Source organism: Rhodocista pekingensis (genome assembly GCF_042665545.1).
GTDB lineage: Bacteria > Pseudomonadota > Alphaproteobacteria > Azospirillales > Azospirillaceae > Rhodocista > Rhodocista pekingensis.
On sequence record NZ_JBHTCM010000007.1, the window covers coordinates 136,096 to 151,559 of the forward strand.

A 15,464-nucleotide genomic window follows, 5' to 3' on the forward strand; every position below is an offset into this window, starting at 1 on the left:
GCTACGCCCGCCGGCGCAGGTCGGTGCCGATCGCGGCCTCGATGGCCCGGCGCAGACGGTTGGGGTGGATCGGCTTGTGCTCGATGGCGATGCCCAGCTGATCCGCCTGCTCCAGCAGGTCGGGGTGGGTGTCGCCGGTCAGCAGCATGCCGGGGACCGCAGTGCCGAAGCGCGTCCGCACCTGGGCGATCAGGTCCGTGCCCAGGCCGCCGCCGGGCAGCCGGTAGTCGGAGATCACCAGATCCGGCGCGCGGCCCAGCCGCTCCAGCGCCGCCAGCAGCCCCGGCGCGTCCGGGGCCGCCGCGGGCCGCAGCCCCCAGTCGCTCAGCATCGCCTCCAGGGCGGCCAGTTGCAGGCGGTCGTCCTCGGCCACGGCCACGACGATGCCGGGGGTGCGGCCCCGCTCGTCCCCGTCCCCGCCGTTGCCCGCGGCGGGCAGGGCCGCCCGCGCCAGCGGCACCGTCACGCTGAAGCAGGACCCCCTGCCGGGAACCGAGCGCACCTCCACCCGATGGCCCAGCAACTGGGCCGTGCGGCTCACGATGGCGAGGCCCAGCCCGAGGCCCTGGCGGCGGTCGCGCGGGCCCTCGTCGAGCTGGACGAACTCCTCGAAGATGGCCTGCTGCTTGTCCGCCGGAATGCCGCTGCCGGTATCCCAGACCTCCAGCCGCAGATGTCCGCCCTGCCGGCGGGCCCCCAGCAGCAGGGCGCCCCGGGCCGTGTTGCGCACGGCGTTGCTCAGCAGGTTGCGCAGCATGCGGTCCAGCAGCACCGGATCGGAGCGGATGTCCACCGTGGCCGGCACCACCCGCATGCGCAGCCCCTTGACGGCGGCCTGGGGCGCGAATTCCTGGGCCAGCCGGCGCAGCATCGGGCCGGCGGGCACGCTGGCCAGCGAGGGTGTGACCGTCGCCGCCTCCAGCGCCGACAGTTCCAGCAGCGCGTTCAGCAGGCTCTCGCCCGAATCCAGCGATTCGCCCAGCTTGTGGGCGAGGTCGAGCTGCGTCGGGTCCTCCAGCCGGGACTCCAGCAGGTGCAGGAACAGCCGCATGGCCTGGAAGGGCTGACGCAGGTCGTGGCTGGCCGCGGCCAGGAAGCGGGACTTGGCCCGGTTCGCCCGCTCCGCCTCCAGCTTCGCGGCTTCCGCCTCGGCCTTGCGGCGCATGTCCGCGGTGACGTCGATGGCGATGCCGGTCAGCCCGACGATGACGCCGTTCTCCCGCTGCGGTTCCACGGCGATGTCGGTCCAGCGATCGGCCACCCCGTCCCGTGCCGGCATGCGGAAGGTCTGGCGGTCGCCGCGGCCGCTCTCCAGGACACGCTTCTTGAAGGCGTACATCTCCGCCAGACCGACGCCCGGCAGGTCCAGCATCAGGTCGGTGCGGCCCAGGAAGTCTTCATCCCGCAGGCCCTTGGGCAGATTGTAGACCCAGGTGTAGCGGAGATGACGGTCCTGGGTGAAGATCGTCACCGGGGCCACGCGCAGGGCCAGACGCAGGCGCATCTCGCTCTGTTCGGCTGCCCGGGCCGCCATGCGCTCGTGCGTCACGTCGATGCCGATGCCGGTCAGCCCGACGACGCGGCCGTCCGGCGCCCGCATCGGCGTCAGGCGCAGATCGAAGACCTGCACCCCCTCCGGTCCCGCCAGCGGAAAGGACAGCCGCTCCGCCGCCCCCGTCTCCAGCACGCGCTGTTTCGTGGAGATCAGCAGGCACTGGTCGGGGCTGCGGGGGATGTCGTGGTCGGTGCGGCCGATCATGCCGTCGGGATGCAGGGACACGCCGTCGGTGGCCCAGAGATAGCGCAGATCGCAGTCCTGCACGAACAGGACGACCGGGCCGGCGCCCGCGGCTTCCCGCAGCGCGCCTTCCCAGGCACGCAGGGCGCGTACCGCGTGCTGGAGTTCCTCCGCCTCGGACGCGCTCACGCGGTTGGCGGGCATCAGGGCGCGAAACAGACTGAGCAAGGCTGGGGACTCTTCTGAACGACGGTTACCCGGTGGCCGCAAGGATTAGAAAGTTGAATGGAACGATTGGAAACAGCCGCTTTCGGGGCATGGTCGAAAGTAATAGTCTATGCAGTCGATAGCGCTTTCGGCCGAGGCCCCGGTTCCGATACACCCTATCAGGTCACGATGAAGCGGCGGTCCGACTTTTCCAGGACAAGTGCCGTCAGCCGCCCGGTGACATAGGCGCCGGTGTCGATGCCGATCCGGTTCGGCTGCACGTCCGGGGCCTCGCTGATGGAATGGCCGTGGACCACCAGGGCGCCATGATCGGTGGTGGAGGCCAGGAAGGCGTCCCGGATCCACAGCATGTCGCCTTCCTCCTGCTGGTGCAGCGGGCGGCCGGGCCGGATGCCGGCATGCACGAACAGGTAGTCGCCGACGGCGACATGGGTGCGCAGCGCCGTCAGGAAGGCCAGATGATGCCGCGGCAGCTTCTCGCGCAGGTCGAGCCGGGCCTCCTCCAGCCAGACAGATTCGGGCAGACCGTCGCGCCGGCGCACGCCGTAGCTCATCAGGGTGGCCAGGCCGCCGAAGCGCATCCAGTCCACCCCGACGCCGGGGTCCTCCAGGAAGCGTAGCAGCGCATCCTCATGGTTGCCCTTCAGGCAGATCATCCCGAAGCCCGGCGGCGGGCCGCCGGCCAGCCGCTCCACCACCCCGGCGGAGTCCAGGCCGCGGTCGACATAGTCTCCCAGCAGCACCAGCGTATGTTGAAGCTCCGGTGCCGCGGCGGCGTCCGCACGGATGCGCTCCAGCAGCCGGTCCAGCAGGTCGGCACGGCCATGGATGTCGCCGATGGCATAGAGGCGCTGGCCTTCCGGCACCGTTGCGATGCGCGGCGGCGGTTTCGCCGTCTGTCGCCGGAACCAGGAACCGATCACGCAGGTCCACTCCCGTTGCCGCCGGGCCGCCCCTCCCTCCGGACGGGGCGGCGCGGTCCGCAGATTAGGGGAGGGGGGCCGGCGAGTCCAAGAGGATGTCCAGTCCTTCCAGGGGCACGCTCACCGTGCGCCGGTCGAAGACGGTCCAGTGGTAGGGGGCGGGCTCCTCCTCCCGGCGGACATGGAAGCTCAGATGCAGCATCCGGCCCCGGCGCAGCTCCGGCAGCAGCCGGTCGGTGCCGGGGCAGGTGACGCCCAGCCGCCGCGTCTCCTTCAAGAGGGCGAAGCGGGCCACCAGTTCGCTCGCGGCGTCCGTGCCGGGGGCGAGACGTCCGGTCGCCACCTCCTCCAGGAAGGCGGTGAAGGCCGGTGCCATCGGCGTCCGCAGGGCGCTCGGTCCCTCATCCACGGCGCGGGCCAGCGCGACCAGCTCCCGGTCGGTGTGGAAGCCGTGGACAGGGCCGTCATCCACCTGGAGCAGCACCGGCCGGCGCACGTCGATGTCGCGGTCGAAACCGACATGGAGGCTGGTGCAGGCGGAGTCGCGGCGCAGGGTGATGCTGGCCCGTCCGCGGCCACCGCGGTGGTCGGCATAGGCGGGGCGGGCGCTGACGGTACAGGTCCGCGCCGCCTCACGCCCGTCGCAGGTGGCATGCCAGATCCCCTGGCGGGCCTGCTCCGGCCGGCCCCCGTCGCTTGGGGCAGGACCGTCGGCCGCGGCGGCCGGCAGCGCCGTCAGCCCCAGCATGACGGCCAGGGCCGCAGGGCGGAACGCCGCCGCGGCCGGGCGGCGGGAGAAGGGGAAGCGCATGGGCGCACTCCGTCGGGGTCTTTCCCGACTCTTCGCCGGCGTCCCTTGCCGGTCCGTTAACGGTCCCCGCACGGTCACGGCCGCGACCAATGGACGCCGGGCGGGCGGTCCCGCGGGCCGTCGGAGAGGTTGCGGCCCGTGGCCGGCGGGCCCATATCGACGGGATCGGTTCCGCGGCGCTTTCCGCAGGGCGGGGGCCGCGCGACGAGGGGACGTTCGAGGAGGGGGCGTTCGGGGACTTGTCTCCATCCTCGGCCGTTGGTGTCCACGGGGACAGTACCGGGACGACGGAACCGGACCAGAGGAGAACCATGAGCGTGCTGGACGATCAGCCGCCGGCGGGGTTCCCGATCCAGCCGGTGGCCTTGAAGATTCTGGGGGACGGCGTGCTCGCCGCCACCATCGTGCGGGCGTCGGACCTGCCGCCCGACCAGGGCCTGTGGGCGATGCTCCTGGCCTTCATCATCGCCGTGCTGGCCAGCATGGCGGCGGGCACCATGCTCGTCCGCCGCGGCCAGCGCGAACTGTGGGACGTGACCTCCGTGGCCTGCCTGGGCGCCATGGCGGTGCTCCTGTTCCTGAACGGGGCGCTGCTGGTCGGCCTTCTGATGCTGTGGCTGGCCTGGTACCGCTGGCAGCGGATCGAGGCGGGCGGCGGCGGGGACGGGGCGTGAGCGCCCGGTCATCCTCCGCCCCTGCACGCCCGGCTCCCGGAAGCGCTGCCCCCGCCGGTCCTGTCCTTGGCCGGCGGGCGCTGCTGGCAGGGGCGCTCGCGGCCCTGCCGCTGCTGCTGGCGGGAGGAACGGCCCAGGCGGGCGGTCCCTACCGGCCGCCGCAGAACCACTTCCGGCTTCAGCCCTTCGCCATCCCGGTTCCCGCCCGCGGTCCCTTCGGCCTTGCCACGGTGGAACTGGACATCGTCCTGAAGGCCGACACCTGGCGCGACTATGCCCGTTCGCAGCAGCCCCGGCTGCAAGGGCTTCTCCTGGCCGAGAACTGGAACCTCGCCGTCGGCAGCGACGGCAAGGTGGGGGCGGAGACGGCCCTGGTTCTGAAGGAGCGGGCGACCGATATCGCCCGCGAGGTGCTGGGCGATATCGTGACCGAGGTGCTGATCGTCTCCCTGGTCGTGACCTGAGCGGGCCGGTCGTGACCTGAGCGGCGCCGGGCGCGCGGGCAGCGCAGCCCCAGAGGGCATCACCCCCAGAGCGCCGGCTCCGGGGGCGATACCGTCGCCCCGACGTAGCGCAGGCCGGGGTCGCGGTCGCGTGCCAGCAGCAGCGGCCCGTCCAGGTCCACGTAGCGCGTGCCCTGCGCCAGCAGCAGGGCCGGCGCCATGGAAAGCGAGGTCGCCACCATGCAGCCGACCATCACCTCCAGCCCGGCAGCCAGGGCGGCGTCACGCAGGGCCAGCGCCTCGGTCAGGCCGCCGGTCTTGTCCAGCTTGACGTTCACCACCCGGTACTTGCCGCGCAGCCGCTCCAGGCTGTCCAGCCCGTGGACGGACTCGTCCGCCCCCAGCGGCACCGGGCTCTCGTAGCCCAGCAGCGCGTCGTCGTCCGCGGCGGGCAGGGGCTGCTCGATCAGCTCCACCCCCAGCCGGTGGAAGTCGGGCGCGAGGCGGTGCAGCGACTCGGGCGTCCAGCCCTCGTTGGCGTCCACGATCAGGCGCGACGCCGGGGCGTGCGTCCGCACCGCCGCCACCCGCTCCAGGTCCAGCCCGTCCCCCGCCAGCTTCAGCTTCAGCAGCGGCCGGTCCGCCGCGTCCCGCGCCGCCCGCGCCATGGCGTCGGGCGCGTCGATGGACAGGGTGAAGGCGGTCGTGACGGGAGCGGGGGCCGCATCCAGGCCGGCGCGCTGCCAGACCGGCAGGCCGGTCAGCTTCGCCTCCAGGTCCCAGAGCGCGCAGTCCAGCGCGTTGCGCGCCGCCCCCGGCGGCAGCGCCCGTTGCAGCGCCGCCCGGTCCAGCCCGGCGGCGACGGCGCCGGCCAGCCCTTCCAGCGCCGCGGCCACGCCCTCCACCGTCTCGCCGTAGCGGGCATAGGGGACGCACTCGCCGCGGCCGGTGACGGCGCCGTCGCTCACCTCCGCCACCACCACCCGCGCCTCCGTCTTGGCGCCGCGGGCGATGCGGAAGGTGCCGCGGATCGGAAAGCTCTCGCAGCGCACGGTCAGGCGGCGGACCACGTCGGACGACGGCATCGGATCGGTTCTCTTCCTGGATCGCTCAGCGAAGGCTGGACGGGCGAACGCCCCCAGTCTACGTCCTGCGGCCAGATGCGCCAGGGGGCCGCGCGACGGCATGGTTGATTGCCGCGGCGCGTCGTCCCACTTCTGGCCTGCGCAAGCGTGATAGGGGGACTGAATGGCGGCGCTCGCAACCGTCTGGCCGGCGGCCCTGGCCGAGACGAAGCTGGCCTATGCGGCCGTGCTGGCCGATCCCGGCCGGCTGCTGCGGTTCGGCGGCCTGCCGACCGTGCTGGCGCTGGGGCTCTGGGGGTTCCTGTCGATCGCCCGCCCGATGCCCGAGTCGGAGGACCCGGCCGTCATGGAAGCCTGGATGGCGGCCAATGCCGGGTATGTCCTGCTGGCCATCCTGACCGCGATGTGGAGCTATGGCCGGCTGGTGGTGCGCTGGTCGCGCTGGACCGTCACGGGCGACGGGACGGGGGGATTCTTCGATCCCGGCCTGGGCGGGCGGGAGCTGCGGACGCTGGGCTGGTCGCTGCTGGCCGGGCTGTGCGCCATGCCGACGCTGCTGCTGCTGGTGCTCGTGGGCGATGTCTTCCTCTTCCTCGGCGCCTCCCTGTTCGGGCTGGCGGGGGAGGAGGCGGCCCTTACCGGGGCCCGGCTCGGGGCGGTGCTCGGCGGGCTGATCGGTCTGCTGCCCGCCTACTACATCACTGGGCGGCTGCTGCCCGGGGTGGCGCCCGTGGCGCTGGACCTGCCGGCGGCGCTCGGCCCCTCCTGGCGGACGACGAAGGAGGCGGCCCTTACCGCCATGCTGACGCTGTGGCTGATCGCCCTGCCCGGAGCCATCGTGGGGACGGTGTTGCTCCAGCTCGACCTGGGGCTGGCGCTGAACGTGGTCGGCCCGGTCCTGAGTTTCCTCGCCTATTCCGCCACCGCCGTCTCCATGGCCCGGCTCTGGCAGGCCGTGGTGGCACCGGCGGCCCCGGTGGCGCCGGAGCGGGACTGACCCCGCTCCGGCATCGCTCCGTCGCCCCGGTTCTGGGGGCCGTCAGCCGGCCGTCGCCGCCGTTCCCGCCGTAGCGGCGGGGGCGCGGGTCGCGGCGATCCAGTCGTCCACCACCCGCTCCAGCACGGTCAGCGGCAGGCCGCCGTTGCCCAGCACCACGTCATGGAAGGCTCGGATGTCGAAGCGGTCGCCCAGCGCCGCCTTCGCCCTTTCGCGCAGTTCCAGGATCTTCAGCTCGCCCACCTTGTAGGCCAGCGCCTGTCCGGGATCGACGACGTAGCGCTCGACCTCGATGCGGACGCCGTCCGGCTCCATGCCGGTGACGGAGACCATGTAGTCGATGGCCTGCTCGCGGCTCCAGCGCTTGTGGTGCAGCCCGGTGTCCACCACCAGCCGCGCCGCGCGGAAGATCTCCGACTGCAACCGCCCCAGATCGCCGTAGGGATCGTCGGCGTAGAGCCCCATCTCCCGCGCCAGCCGCTCGGCATAGAGCGCCCAGCCCTCGGCATAGGCGTTGAAGGGATAGACGCGGCGGAAGGTGGGCACGCCCTCGATGGTCTGCGCCCAGGCGAGCTGGAAGTGATGGCCCGGCACCGCCTCGTGATAGGTCAGGGTCGGCAGGCTCCAGCGCGGCCAGCGGTTCATGTCGCCCAGATTGATGTAGAAGATGCCCGGCCGCGTGCCGTCCAGGGCCGGCGGGTTGTAGTAGCCGCCCGGTGCGGACTTCTCGGCATGCTCCGGCACCCGCCAGACCTCGACCGGCTGCTTCGGCAGCAGGTTGAACCAGTCCGGCGCCTTCTTCATGACGGCCTCGGTCAGGCCGCGCACGTCCTTCAGCGCCGCCTCGCGGCCGGCCGCGTCGTTGGCGTAGCGGAAGCGCGGGTCCTCCGACAGCGCCTTCAGCCGCTCGGCCGCCGTGCCCTCGGTCAGGCCCAGGCCGCGCAGGATGGCGTCCATCTCGGCGGTGATGCGCTCCACCTCCTTCAGCCCCAGCGCGTGGACGGCGTCGGGGGTCAGGTCGGTGGTGGTCTGGCTGCGCACCATCAGGGCGTAGTATTCCTCGCCCCGCGGCTGGTGCCAGACGCCGGCGTCATGCGTCGCCTTCGGGGCCAGCTCCTCGCGGAACAGCCGGGCCAGCGCGCGGTAGCCGGGATAGACGCTGCCGTCCACCGCCGCCACGGCCGCGGCCACCAGGGCATCCTTCTCCGCCGCCGTCAGGTCGGTCAGCTTCTCCAGCTTGGCGGCCAGCCCGCCCACCAGGGGGTTCTCCACCGCCGGATTCGCGGTGAACGCCTCCATCTGCTCGGCGGTGCGGGCGACGATGAAGTCGGGCGGGATCACGCCCCTTTCCGCCTGGAAGCGGACCCAGTGGGCAAGCTGGTCGAACTTGGGGCCGAAGGCGCGCAGCCGCTCGATGTAGCGTTCGGCGCTGCGCCGGTCGATGACGCGGTGCTGCGCCTCCATGAACTGCGGCAGGCTGACCGGCGCGCCGGAGAGCTGGTTGACGGGATAGAGCCCGCCCGGCGTCATCCAGTCGAACGCCTGCTGCGCCGCCAGATCGCCGTAGAACGACTCCATCACCGCGCGGGTCAGCACCTGCTGGCCGACCAGTTCCTCCGGCGCGTAGCTGCGGATCTGCTCCAGGTAGCGGCGCAGGTCGGCCTTGGACTCCTCGAACCGCTCCGGCGAGAGGTCGGTCAGCCGGCCGGAATGGAAGTCCAGCCAGGTGTTGTCCACCAGCCCCAGGAAGGTCAGCGTCTCCGGGTCGTCCAGGACCTGGTAGATGGTCTGGCGCTCGACCATCCAGTCGATGTCCGGCGGCTTGCCCCAGCCCACGACATAGACCGCCGCCCCCGCGGCGATCCCCAGCACCGCCGCCGTACCCAGCAGGAATCCCTTGACGCTCATGTGCCCCTGTCCGTCGTTGCGCGCCGGTGGCTCCGGCGCATTTGCGGCACTGTCGCGCGGCGGCCGATGCCCGGCAAGGGCCGCTTCGTCACGCCCGCCAGGACCGGAAGGGCGGCCGGGAAGGCGCGGACCGGGACGGGGGATCAGCCGGGTTGGCGCAGGGTCAGCGTCTGGCAGGGGCGCGGCTGGTCCAGCCGGGTCACGGCGCCATCGGGCCAGCGCACCTCCAGCCGCTCCACCCGCGTCGCGTCGCCCAGGCCGAAATGCGCCACCGGCTCGCGCTGGCAGAAGGTGCCGCCGCCGTCGATGACGCGGATCTGCGTGCGCCCCGCCGCCGTCAGCCGCACCAGCGCCCCGCGGGCAGGAGCCCCCATGCGGGTCAGGGGGCGCACCCGCAGCCAGTGGTGGCCGCGCGGTTCGGCCAGGAACAGGCTCAGCGGGTGCGGTGCCGCCCCGCCGGGCCCCAGCAGCAGCTCAAGCTGCCCGTCCCCGTCCAGGTCGGCCACGACGGCGGCGGTGCCGTGCGGGGCCGCGGCGTCGCCCGGGTCGATCCGGGTCCAGCGCTCGTCGCGCCAGGCGAACAGGCGGTTCGGCCCGCCCTGGAGGGTGACCAGCAGCTCCTCGTGGCCGTCATTATCGAAGTCGGCGGCGATCACCGTCCGCGCCCGGCCGGGCTCGGCCAGCTCCGGCGGGGCGATGTCGGCGAAGCCGCCGCCGGCGCGGCGCTGGAACAGCCGGTGCGGCCCGTCCCCGTTCGCCACCACCAGATCCAGCAGCCCGTCGCCGTCGCTGTCCAGCAGGGCCGCGGCGCGGGCGGCGAAGCCCGGATCGGCCACGCCGTGGCTGCCGCCGATCTCCTCGAAGCCGCCGTCGCCCAGGTTGCGGAACAGCAGGTTCGGCCCCGTCCCGCCGACGACCACGTCCGGCGCCTCGCCGAACAGGGGGGCGGCCAGCAGGCAGGTCGCGGTCACCGGCACGTCCAGCCCGGCCTCTTCCGCCATGTCGTGCAGCCGGCCGCGCCGGTCCAGCTCGAAGAGCCGCAGCGCCCCCTCGCGCCCCGCCACCAGCACGCCGTAGCGGCCCTCGCCGGTGCGGTCCAGCACGGCCAGGGCGCGGCCGCCGTGACGGTTGGCGGCGCCGAGATTCTCCGGCAGGGCGCAGAGATCGATCCAGCGGCTGCCGAACCAGGCGAACAGCCGGTCCGCCGCCGGTGCCGCGCCGGAAGCCGGCTCGCCGTTCAGGACATAGACCTCCTCCCGACCGTCGCCGTCCAGGTCGGCGCAGGCGATGGCGACGGCGCGGCGCTCGGGGTCGGCCAGGACGGGATCGGCCATGTCCGCCAGCCCCTGTCCGTTCCATTTCAGCACCCGGTTCGGCTGGCCGGCCACCAGGATCTCGTCCCGCCCGTCGCCGTCCACATCGGCCACCGCCAGACCCTGGGCATGGCCGGCGGGGTTGCGGGCGATCAGGTTCGAGCAGGCGATGAACATCCGGACCTCCGGACCGCGGAAATGCCTGATTCGATACACCCCGCGGCGGCGTCCCGGCAAGACACCGGACCGCCCGCGGCCGGGCACGGAGGGAGCGGCGCGGAAGAGGGGCGCTCAGCGGCGCACGGCGGTGCTCTTCTTCTGCCGGGCCAGTTCCAGGAACGCGGCCTTGATCCGCGCGAACAGGCCCGGCGGGATGAACCCGTAGGCGAATGTCTCACCTTTGCCCGGGGCCGGCGCAAGCCCCCCCCGTTGGGCCATTCGTCGATGTTATGCTCCGACACGATCACCCAGCTCGGTGCGTCATCAAGGCCGAGCGCCTGCTTGACCTTCGCCGGGATTTCGACACCGACCGTATCGCCCATGGGCGGTGTATGCGTGATCGGCAGCAGGACAACGTAACGCGGTTGCGTGGCACTGTCGCTGGCGGCCAGCAGACAGGCCGGACGGTCCTTGCCCTGGTCCTGCCCGCGGGCGGCTTCGTGCGTCCAGAGATAGTCATAGCGGACGACCAGACCGGGCCGGGGGTCGGTGAGCCGCACCGAAGGCACCCTACTTCAGCAGATCATCCAGATGTCGGTGTTCGGGGTCCATCTCGGCCCGCTCAACCGCGGCCTGGACGATGTCGGCGGCATCGGCGGTCCTGTGCGTCCGCTGCGCGGCGGCCTTCAGCCAGTCATAGTGCTCGGCCGTCATCAGCACATATTCGCGGCGTCCGTGCCGGGTGATCTCCACCGGTTCGCGCCGTGCTTCGTGTTGGAACTGGCCGATATTGCGCTGGAATTCGAGGACGCCGACGGTGGGCATGGCTGGAATCCCGATGCTGGAGGGTTGCCTCAGTCCCCCGGATGATCCGTGTTCTGGCCGTGGCGATCAACCATCGACTCCGGGGCGGGCATGGTCCGACCGGACGGGCCGCCCCGCCCCGGGGCCAACGACCAGTTTTCCCTTGGCAGGGGTGCGACATCTGGTACGATGTCCGCTTGCCGCCGCTAGATGTGGTGGCGAAGCCCGGCTTATCCACAGACCGGGCATACCGGGGCTGGGGATAACGGGGACAGAGTCATGCGCGACGGCGACATCGGGGACGTGCGGCAGCAGGGAACGCCGGAAACGGGCGGTCTTTTCGCCCGGGTGCAGATGACCAAGCACCCGGCCGTGCTTGTGGATCATTCCCGGGACAACCTGTTGACGGCGTTCGGCAAGGCCACGCTGGACGACCGCTACCTGCTGCCGGGCGAGTCCTACCAGGACCTGTTCGCCCGCGTCGCCAGCTACTACGCCGACGACACGGCGCACGCCCAGCGCCTCTACGACTATATCTCGCGCCTCTGGTTCATGCCGGCGACGCCGGTGCTGTCCAACGGCGGCACCGACCGCGGCCTGCCGATCTCCTGCTTCCTGAACGAGGCGTCGGACAGCCTGGAAGGCATCGTCGGCCTCTGGAACGAGAATGTCTGGCTGGCTGCCAAGGGCGGCGGCATCGGCAGCTACTGGGGCAACCTGCGCTCCATCGGGGAGCGGGTGAAGGGCAACGGCAAGACCTCGGGCGTCATCCCCTTCATCCGGGTGATGGACAGCCTGACGCTGGCCATCTCCCAGGGCTCCCTGCGCCGCGGCTCGGCCGCCTGCTACCTGCCGGTCTGGCACCCGGAGATCGAGGAGTTCGTGGAGATGCGCCGCCCCACCGGCGGCGACCCGAACCGCAAGGCGCTGAACCTGCACCATGGCGTGGTCATCCCCGACGCCTTCATGCGCGCGGTGGAGGCGGACGAGGACTGGAAGCTGGTCAGCCCGAAGGACGGTGCGACCCTGCGCGTCGTCTCTGCCCGCCAGCTCTGGATCCGCATCCTGACGGCGCGGGTGGAGACGGGCGAGCCCTATCTGCTGTTCATCGACCATGTGAACCGCGCCATCCCGGAGCACCACAAGCTGGCCGGGCTGACGGTGAAGATGTCGAACCTCTGCGCGGAGATCACGCTGCCCACGGGGCTCGACCCCTGGGGCCAGCAGCGCACGGCCGTCTGCTGCCTGTCGTCCTTGAACCTGGAGACGTTCCTGGAGTGGCAGGACCACCCGACCTTCATCGAGGACACGCTGCGCTTCCTCGACAACGTGCTGACCGACTTCATCGCCAAGGCGCCGGACGAGATGGCGCGGGCGAAGTACGCGGCCATGCGCGAACGCTCGGTCGGGCTCGGCGTCATGGGCTTCCACAGCTTCCTGCAAGGCCAGGGCGTGCCGATCGAAGGCGTGATGGCGAAGGTGTGGAACAAGCGCATCTTCGCCCACATCAAGCGCCAGGCCGATGCCGCCAGCCTCGCGCTGGGGGCGGAGCGCGGCCCCTGCCCGGACGCCGCGGAGTATGGCGGCAAGGAGCGCTTCTCCAACAAGATCGCCATCGCGCCGACGGCCAGCATCTCCATCATCTGCGGCGGCGCCAGCCCCGGCATCGAGCCGATCGCGGCCAACGCCTACACGCACAAGACCCTGTCGGGGAGCTGGTCGGTCCGCAACAAGTACCTGGAGGCGGTGCTGGAACAGCACGGCCGCAACGACGAGGACACCTGGTCGTCTATCACCCTGAACGGCGGCTCGGTGCAGCACCTGGACTTCCTGTCCCAGGACGAGAAGGACCTGTTCAAGACCGCCTTCGAGATCGACCAGCGCTGGCTGATCGAGCACGCCGCCGACCGTACGCCGTTCATCTGCCAGTCGCAGTCGCTGAACGTCTTCCTGCCGGCGGACGTGCACAAGCGCGACCTGCACCAGATCCATTTCCAGGCCTGGAAGAAGGGCGTTAAGAGCCTCTACTACCTGCGCTCGCTCTCCGTGCAGCGTGCCGAAAGCGAATCCCGCCCGGCCGCCGCCGCGAAGCCCGAGACGCCGCTGGAACCGGCGAAGTACGAGGAATGCCTCGCCTGCCAGTGAGGGGCGGGGGCGGCTGACCCGCCGCCCCTGCTCTCCGCCCCTTACGCCGCCCCGGCGCGGGCGAAGGCGTCCAGGGCGGCGCGGGCGACGGGGGCGCCCCATTCCTGGACGAAGTGGCCGGCGTCCGGCACCTGCATCGGCTCGGGGCAGCCGCGGATCTGGCTGCACAGATAGGCCATGGCCTTGGGCGGGATCACCGGGTCCTGCATGCCCACGGCCATGAAGACGGGACCGTTCCACGCCGTCTTCAGGAAGTCGCGCGCCCGGCGCGACACGGCGGCGCCGTCCGCGTCCGGGCTGGCCGGCACCAGCTCGGGGAAGCGGCGCACCCCGGCCTTGTAACGCACGTCCGGGAAGGGCGCGCCATAGGCGGCGGCCTCGGCCTCCGTCAGCACGGGCGTCGCCCGCCGGATCAGCTTGGCCACGTCCATGTCGGGCTGGCTGCGGTTGTACGCCTTCCAGGCCTCGAAGCCCTCGCCCAGCGAATGCTCGCCCGTGCCCAGGCCCGTGTTCATCACGATCAGGCGGGAGAAGCGGTCGGGCATGTCCACCGGCAGGGTCAGCCCCAGCAGCCCGCCCCAGTCCTGGCAGACCAGGGTGATGTCGCGCAGGTCCAGCGCCTCCACGAAGCGCAGCAGCGAGTCGCGGTGGCGGGTGAAGCTGTACCAGCCGTCGTCCACCGGCTTGTCGGAGCGGCCGAAGCCGAACAGGTCCGGTGCCACCACGCGGCCGGCCTCGGCGAAGACCGGCAGCATCCGGCGGTACAGGTAGGACCAGGTCGGCTGGCCGTGCAGGCAGAAGAAGACGGGGCCGTCGCGCCGCCCCTCGTCCAGATGGTGCAGGCGCAGGCCGGGAAAGCCCGGCAGGTCCTCGACATAGTGCGGCCGCCAGGGGAATCCGGGCAGGTCGTGGAATCGGTCGTCGGGTGTGCGCAGGGCTTCGGGCCTGTCGGCGTCGGTCATGGGGGTCCTCCCGGGACGGTTCTGGTTTTCCCGGAAGGGTGGCGGAAGCCGGCGGGCGCGTCGAGCGCCCGTCCGGACACCGGCCGGACGGATCGCCCTTCAGTCCGCCAGGCGGTAGACGTAACGGCAGGACGGGCGCTGCGCGCAGCGCCCCGGCAGGTCGGCCACGTAATCCCCCACATAGGCGAAGCCCATCCGCTCCAGCACGCGGCGGGAGACATGGTTCTCCGCGAAGGTGTTGCCCACCACCTCGCGGTAGCCGCGGTCGCGCAGCAGGTCCAGCGCGAAGGCCACGGCCTCCTGCACATAGCCCTGGCCGCGGAACGGGATGCCGATCCAGTAGCCGATCACGGCCACCGGCTTTTCGTCCTTCCAGCCGATGCTGCCCAGCACGGCGCCGTCCTCGCGGCGGCGGATGGTGAAGTAGGGGCTGGCCGTGCCCCGGTCCACGATCCACCGGCGCATCGCCTCCTCCGTGCAGGGCCAGGGCATGGAGGCGGTCATCATGATGGCGTCCCGGTCCCCGCCCAGCAGGGCCGCGAAGGCGCCGGCATCGTCGGGACCCTGCGGACGGAACTCCAGCCGCGCGCTGTGGAAGACCGCCGGTTCCTTGGCCGCCAGCGGACCGGCGGGGCCGGCAACCATGGGATCGGCGCTCCCCGGCCCGGGGCTCATGCGGCGTCCCCCCGGATCAGAGCGGCCAGGGCATCGGGCTCGAACCCCTCGTCGAGCAGCAGGTCGAGCCCGGCGGGGCAGGTGGTGGGCAGGTCCGGGGCGGTCTCTCCGTACTCCGCAAGGTCCGCGAGCGCGTCACGCCGGGCCAGCCTCCAGGCCCGCTCCAGATCGAGACGCTGGCGCATGCCCTCGCTGAAACGGGTCAGGGCGTCGCCCTGCCAGGTGCGGATCTCCCGTCGCCAGCCGGCCGCCGCCAACGCTTCGGGCGAGGCGGCGAGCTTGATGCCGTGGCCCAGGACCCGGCGCAGCAGCGATTCCACGGTGCGCAGTTCGGAGATGCCCAAATCCTCGATCTCCTCGGCCACATGCTGGAGGTCGAGGTCGTTGGGCAGGTCCCGCCGGCCCTTCGCCAGACCGCGGAGAACCTGCGCCTGATGCTGCGACCAGGCGAAGATGTCGGTGTCGTATCCCAGCGGATCGCGCATCGGTCCCTCCGGCCGCGATGGTAGCGTGGCCCCCGATGCCGGTCCAGCGACACCGGTCCAGCGGCTGCGGGGCCGGCCTGGGCGCCGCTTCTGAACGGAAAACGCCGCGCGGGG

At 72.0% G+C, this 15,464-nt stretch carries 15 protein-coding genes; 4 read left to right on the forward strand and 11 right to left on the reverse strand.

Annotation, left to right across the window (positions count from 1 at the left end; all coding sequences use genetic code 11):
- Nucleotide 1: 1 nt before the first annotated feature.
- From ACFQPS_RS06755 to ACFQPS_RS06765, 3 genes are all read right to left on the reverse strand, one after another.
- The gene (locus ACFQPS_RS06755; protein WP_377357571.1) at nt 2-1,966 is read right to left on the reverse strand and encodes a PAS domain-containing hybrid sensor histidine kinase/response regulator; all 1,965 of its coding nucleotides are present in this window, start codon (nt 1,964-1,966) and stop codon (nt 2-4) included.
- Between the two features lie 158 nt (nt 1,967-2,124).
- Nucleotides 2,125-2,889 (reverse strand): metallophosphoesterase family protein, encoded by a 765-nt coding sequence (locus ACFQPS_RS06760; protein ID WP_377357573.1) that lies wholly within the window; start codon nt 2,887-2,889, stop codon nt 2,125-2,127.
- 64 nt (nt 2,890-2,953) lie between these two features.
- Nucleotides 2,954-3,700: a hypothetical protein gene (locus ACFQPS_RS06765; protein WP_377357575.1), complete on the reverse strand. Its 747-nt coding sequence runs from the start codon at nt 3,698-3,700 to the stop codon at nt 2,954-2,956.
- A gap of 311 nt (nt 3,701-4,011) precedes the next feature.
- Here ACFQPS_RS06765 and ACFQPS_RS06770 point away from each other — a divergent pair, with 311 nt between their 5' ends.
- On the forward strand, nt 4,012-4,374 hold the full coding sequence (locus tag ACFQPS_RS06770) for a hypothetical protein (protein ID WP_377357576.1): 363 nt from the start codon (nt 4,012-4,014) through the stop codon (nt 4,372-4,374).
- A complete protein-coding gene (locus ACFQPS_RS06775) occupies nt 4,371-4,838 on the forward strand; it encodes a hypothetical protein (protein ID WP_377357578.1) in 468 nt (155 codons plus the stop codon). Before ACFQPS_RS06770 ends, ACFQPS_RS06775 begins: the two co-directional genes overlap by 4 nt.
- Before the next feature lie 59 nt (nt 4,839-4,897).
- On the opposite strand, the gene dgcA is transcribed toward ACFQPS_RS06775, so the two are convergent.
- Nucleotides 4,898-5,902, reverse strand: a complete 1,005-nt coding sequence (dgcA, locus tag ACFQPS_RS06780) for an N-acetyl-D-Glu racemase DgcA (RefSeq protein WP_377357580.1) — start codon at nt 5,900-5,902, stop codon at nt 4,898-4,900.
- 163 nt (nt 5,903-6,065) lie between these two features.
- On the opposite strand from dgcA, the gene ACFQPS_RS06785 reads away from it, so the two are divergent.
- Nucleotides 6,066-6,899 (forward strand): hypothetical protein, encoded by an 834-nt coding sequence (locus tag ACFQPS_RS06785; protein WP_377357582.1) that lies wholly within the window; start codon nt 6,066-6,068, stop codon nt 6,897-6,899.
- 42 nt (nt 6,900-6,941) lie between these two features.
- Here the strand turns inward: ACFQPS_RS06785 and ACFQPS_RS06790 are convergent, their stop codons facing one another.
- The 4 genes from ACFQPS_RS06790 to ACFQPS_RS06805 form a co-directional block, all read right to left on the reverse strand.
- Entirely contained in the window at nt 6,942-8,807 is a 1,866-nt protein-coding gene (locus ACFQPS_RS06790) for a DUF885 domain-containing protein (RefSeq protein ID WP_377357583.1), read from the reverse strand.
- A 143-nt stretch (nt 8,808-8,950) separates the two neighbouring features.
- Complete coding sequence (locus tag ACFQPS_RS06795) at nt 8,951-10,297, reverse strand: CRTAC1 family protein (RefSeq protein WP_377357586.1); 1,347 nt, start codon at nt 10,295-10,297, stop codon at nt 8,951-8,953.
- A gap of 114 nt (nt 10,298-10,411) precedes the next feature.
- A complete protein-coding gene (locus ACFQPS_RS06800) occupies nt 10,412-10,558 on the reverse strand; it encodes a hypothetical protein (protein ID WP_377357588.1) in 147 nt (48 codons plus the stop codon).
- Nucleotides 10,559-10,849: 291 nt separating this feature from the next.
- A complete protein-coding gene (locus tag ACFQPS_RS06805; protein ID WP_377357589.1) occupies nt 10,850-11,104 on the reverse strand; it encodes a type II toxin-antitoxin system prevent-host-death family antitoxin in 255 nt (84 codons plus the stop codon).
- Nucleotides 11,105-11,362: 258 nt separating this feature from the next.
- Between ACFQPS_RS06805 and ACFQPS_RS06810 the strand changes: the two genes are divergently transcribed.
- Nucleotides 11,363-13,228, forward strand: coding sequence for a ribonucleoside-diphosphate reductase subunit alpha (locus tag ACFQPS_RS06810; protein ID WP_417715181.1), 1,866 nt, complete (start codon nt 11,363-11,365; stop codon nt 13,226-13,228).
- A gap of 41 nt (nt 13,229-13,269) precedes the next feature.
- On the opposite strand, the gene ACFQPS_RS06815 is transcribed toward ACFQPS_RS06810, so the two are convergent.
- The 3 genes from ACFQPS_RS06815 to ACFQPS_RS06825 all read right to left on the reverse strand — a co-directional run bounded on the left by ACFQPS_RS06815 (nt 13,270) and on the right by ACFQPS_RS06825 (nt 15,350).
- Nucleotides 13,270-14,190 (reverse strand): haloalkane dehalogenase, encoded by a 921-nt coding sequence (locus ACFQPS_RS06815; RefSeq protein WP_377357591.1) that lies wholly within the window; start codon nt 14,188-14,190, stop codon nt 13,270-13,272.
- Nucleotides 14,191-14,289: 99 nt separating this feature from the next.
- Nucleotides 14,290-14,835 carry a GNAT family N-acetyltransferase gene (locus tag ACFQPS_RS06820; RefSeq protein ID WP_377357593.1) on the reverse strand — a complete coding sequence of 182 codons (546 nt, stop codon included), beginning with the start codon at nt 14,833-14,835 and terminating at the stop codon, nt 14,290-14,292.
- A gap of 26 nt (nt 14,836-14,861) precedes the next feature.
- Entirely contained in the window at nt 14,862-15,350 is a 489-nt protein-coding gene (locus tag ACFQPS_RS06825; protein WP_377357595.1) for a DUF29 domain-containing protein, read from the reverse strand.
- Nucleotides 15,351-15,464: the final 114 nt, after the last annotated feature.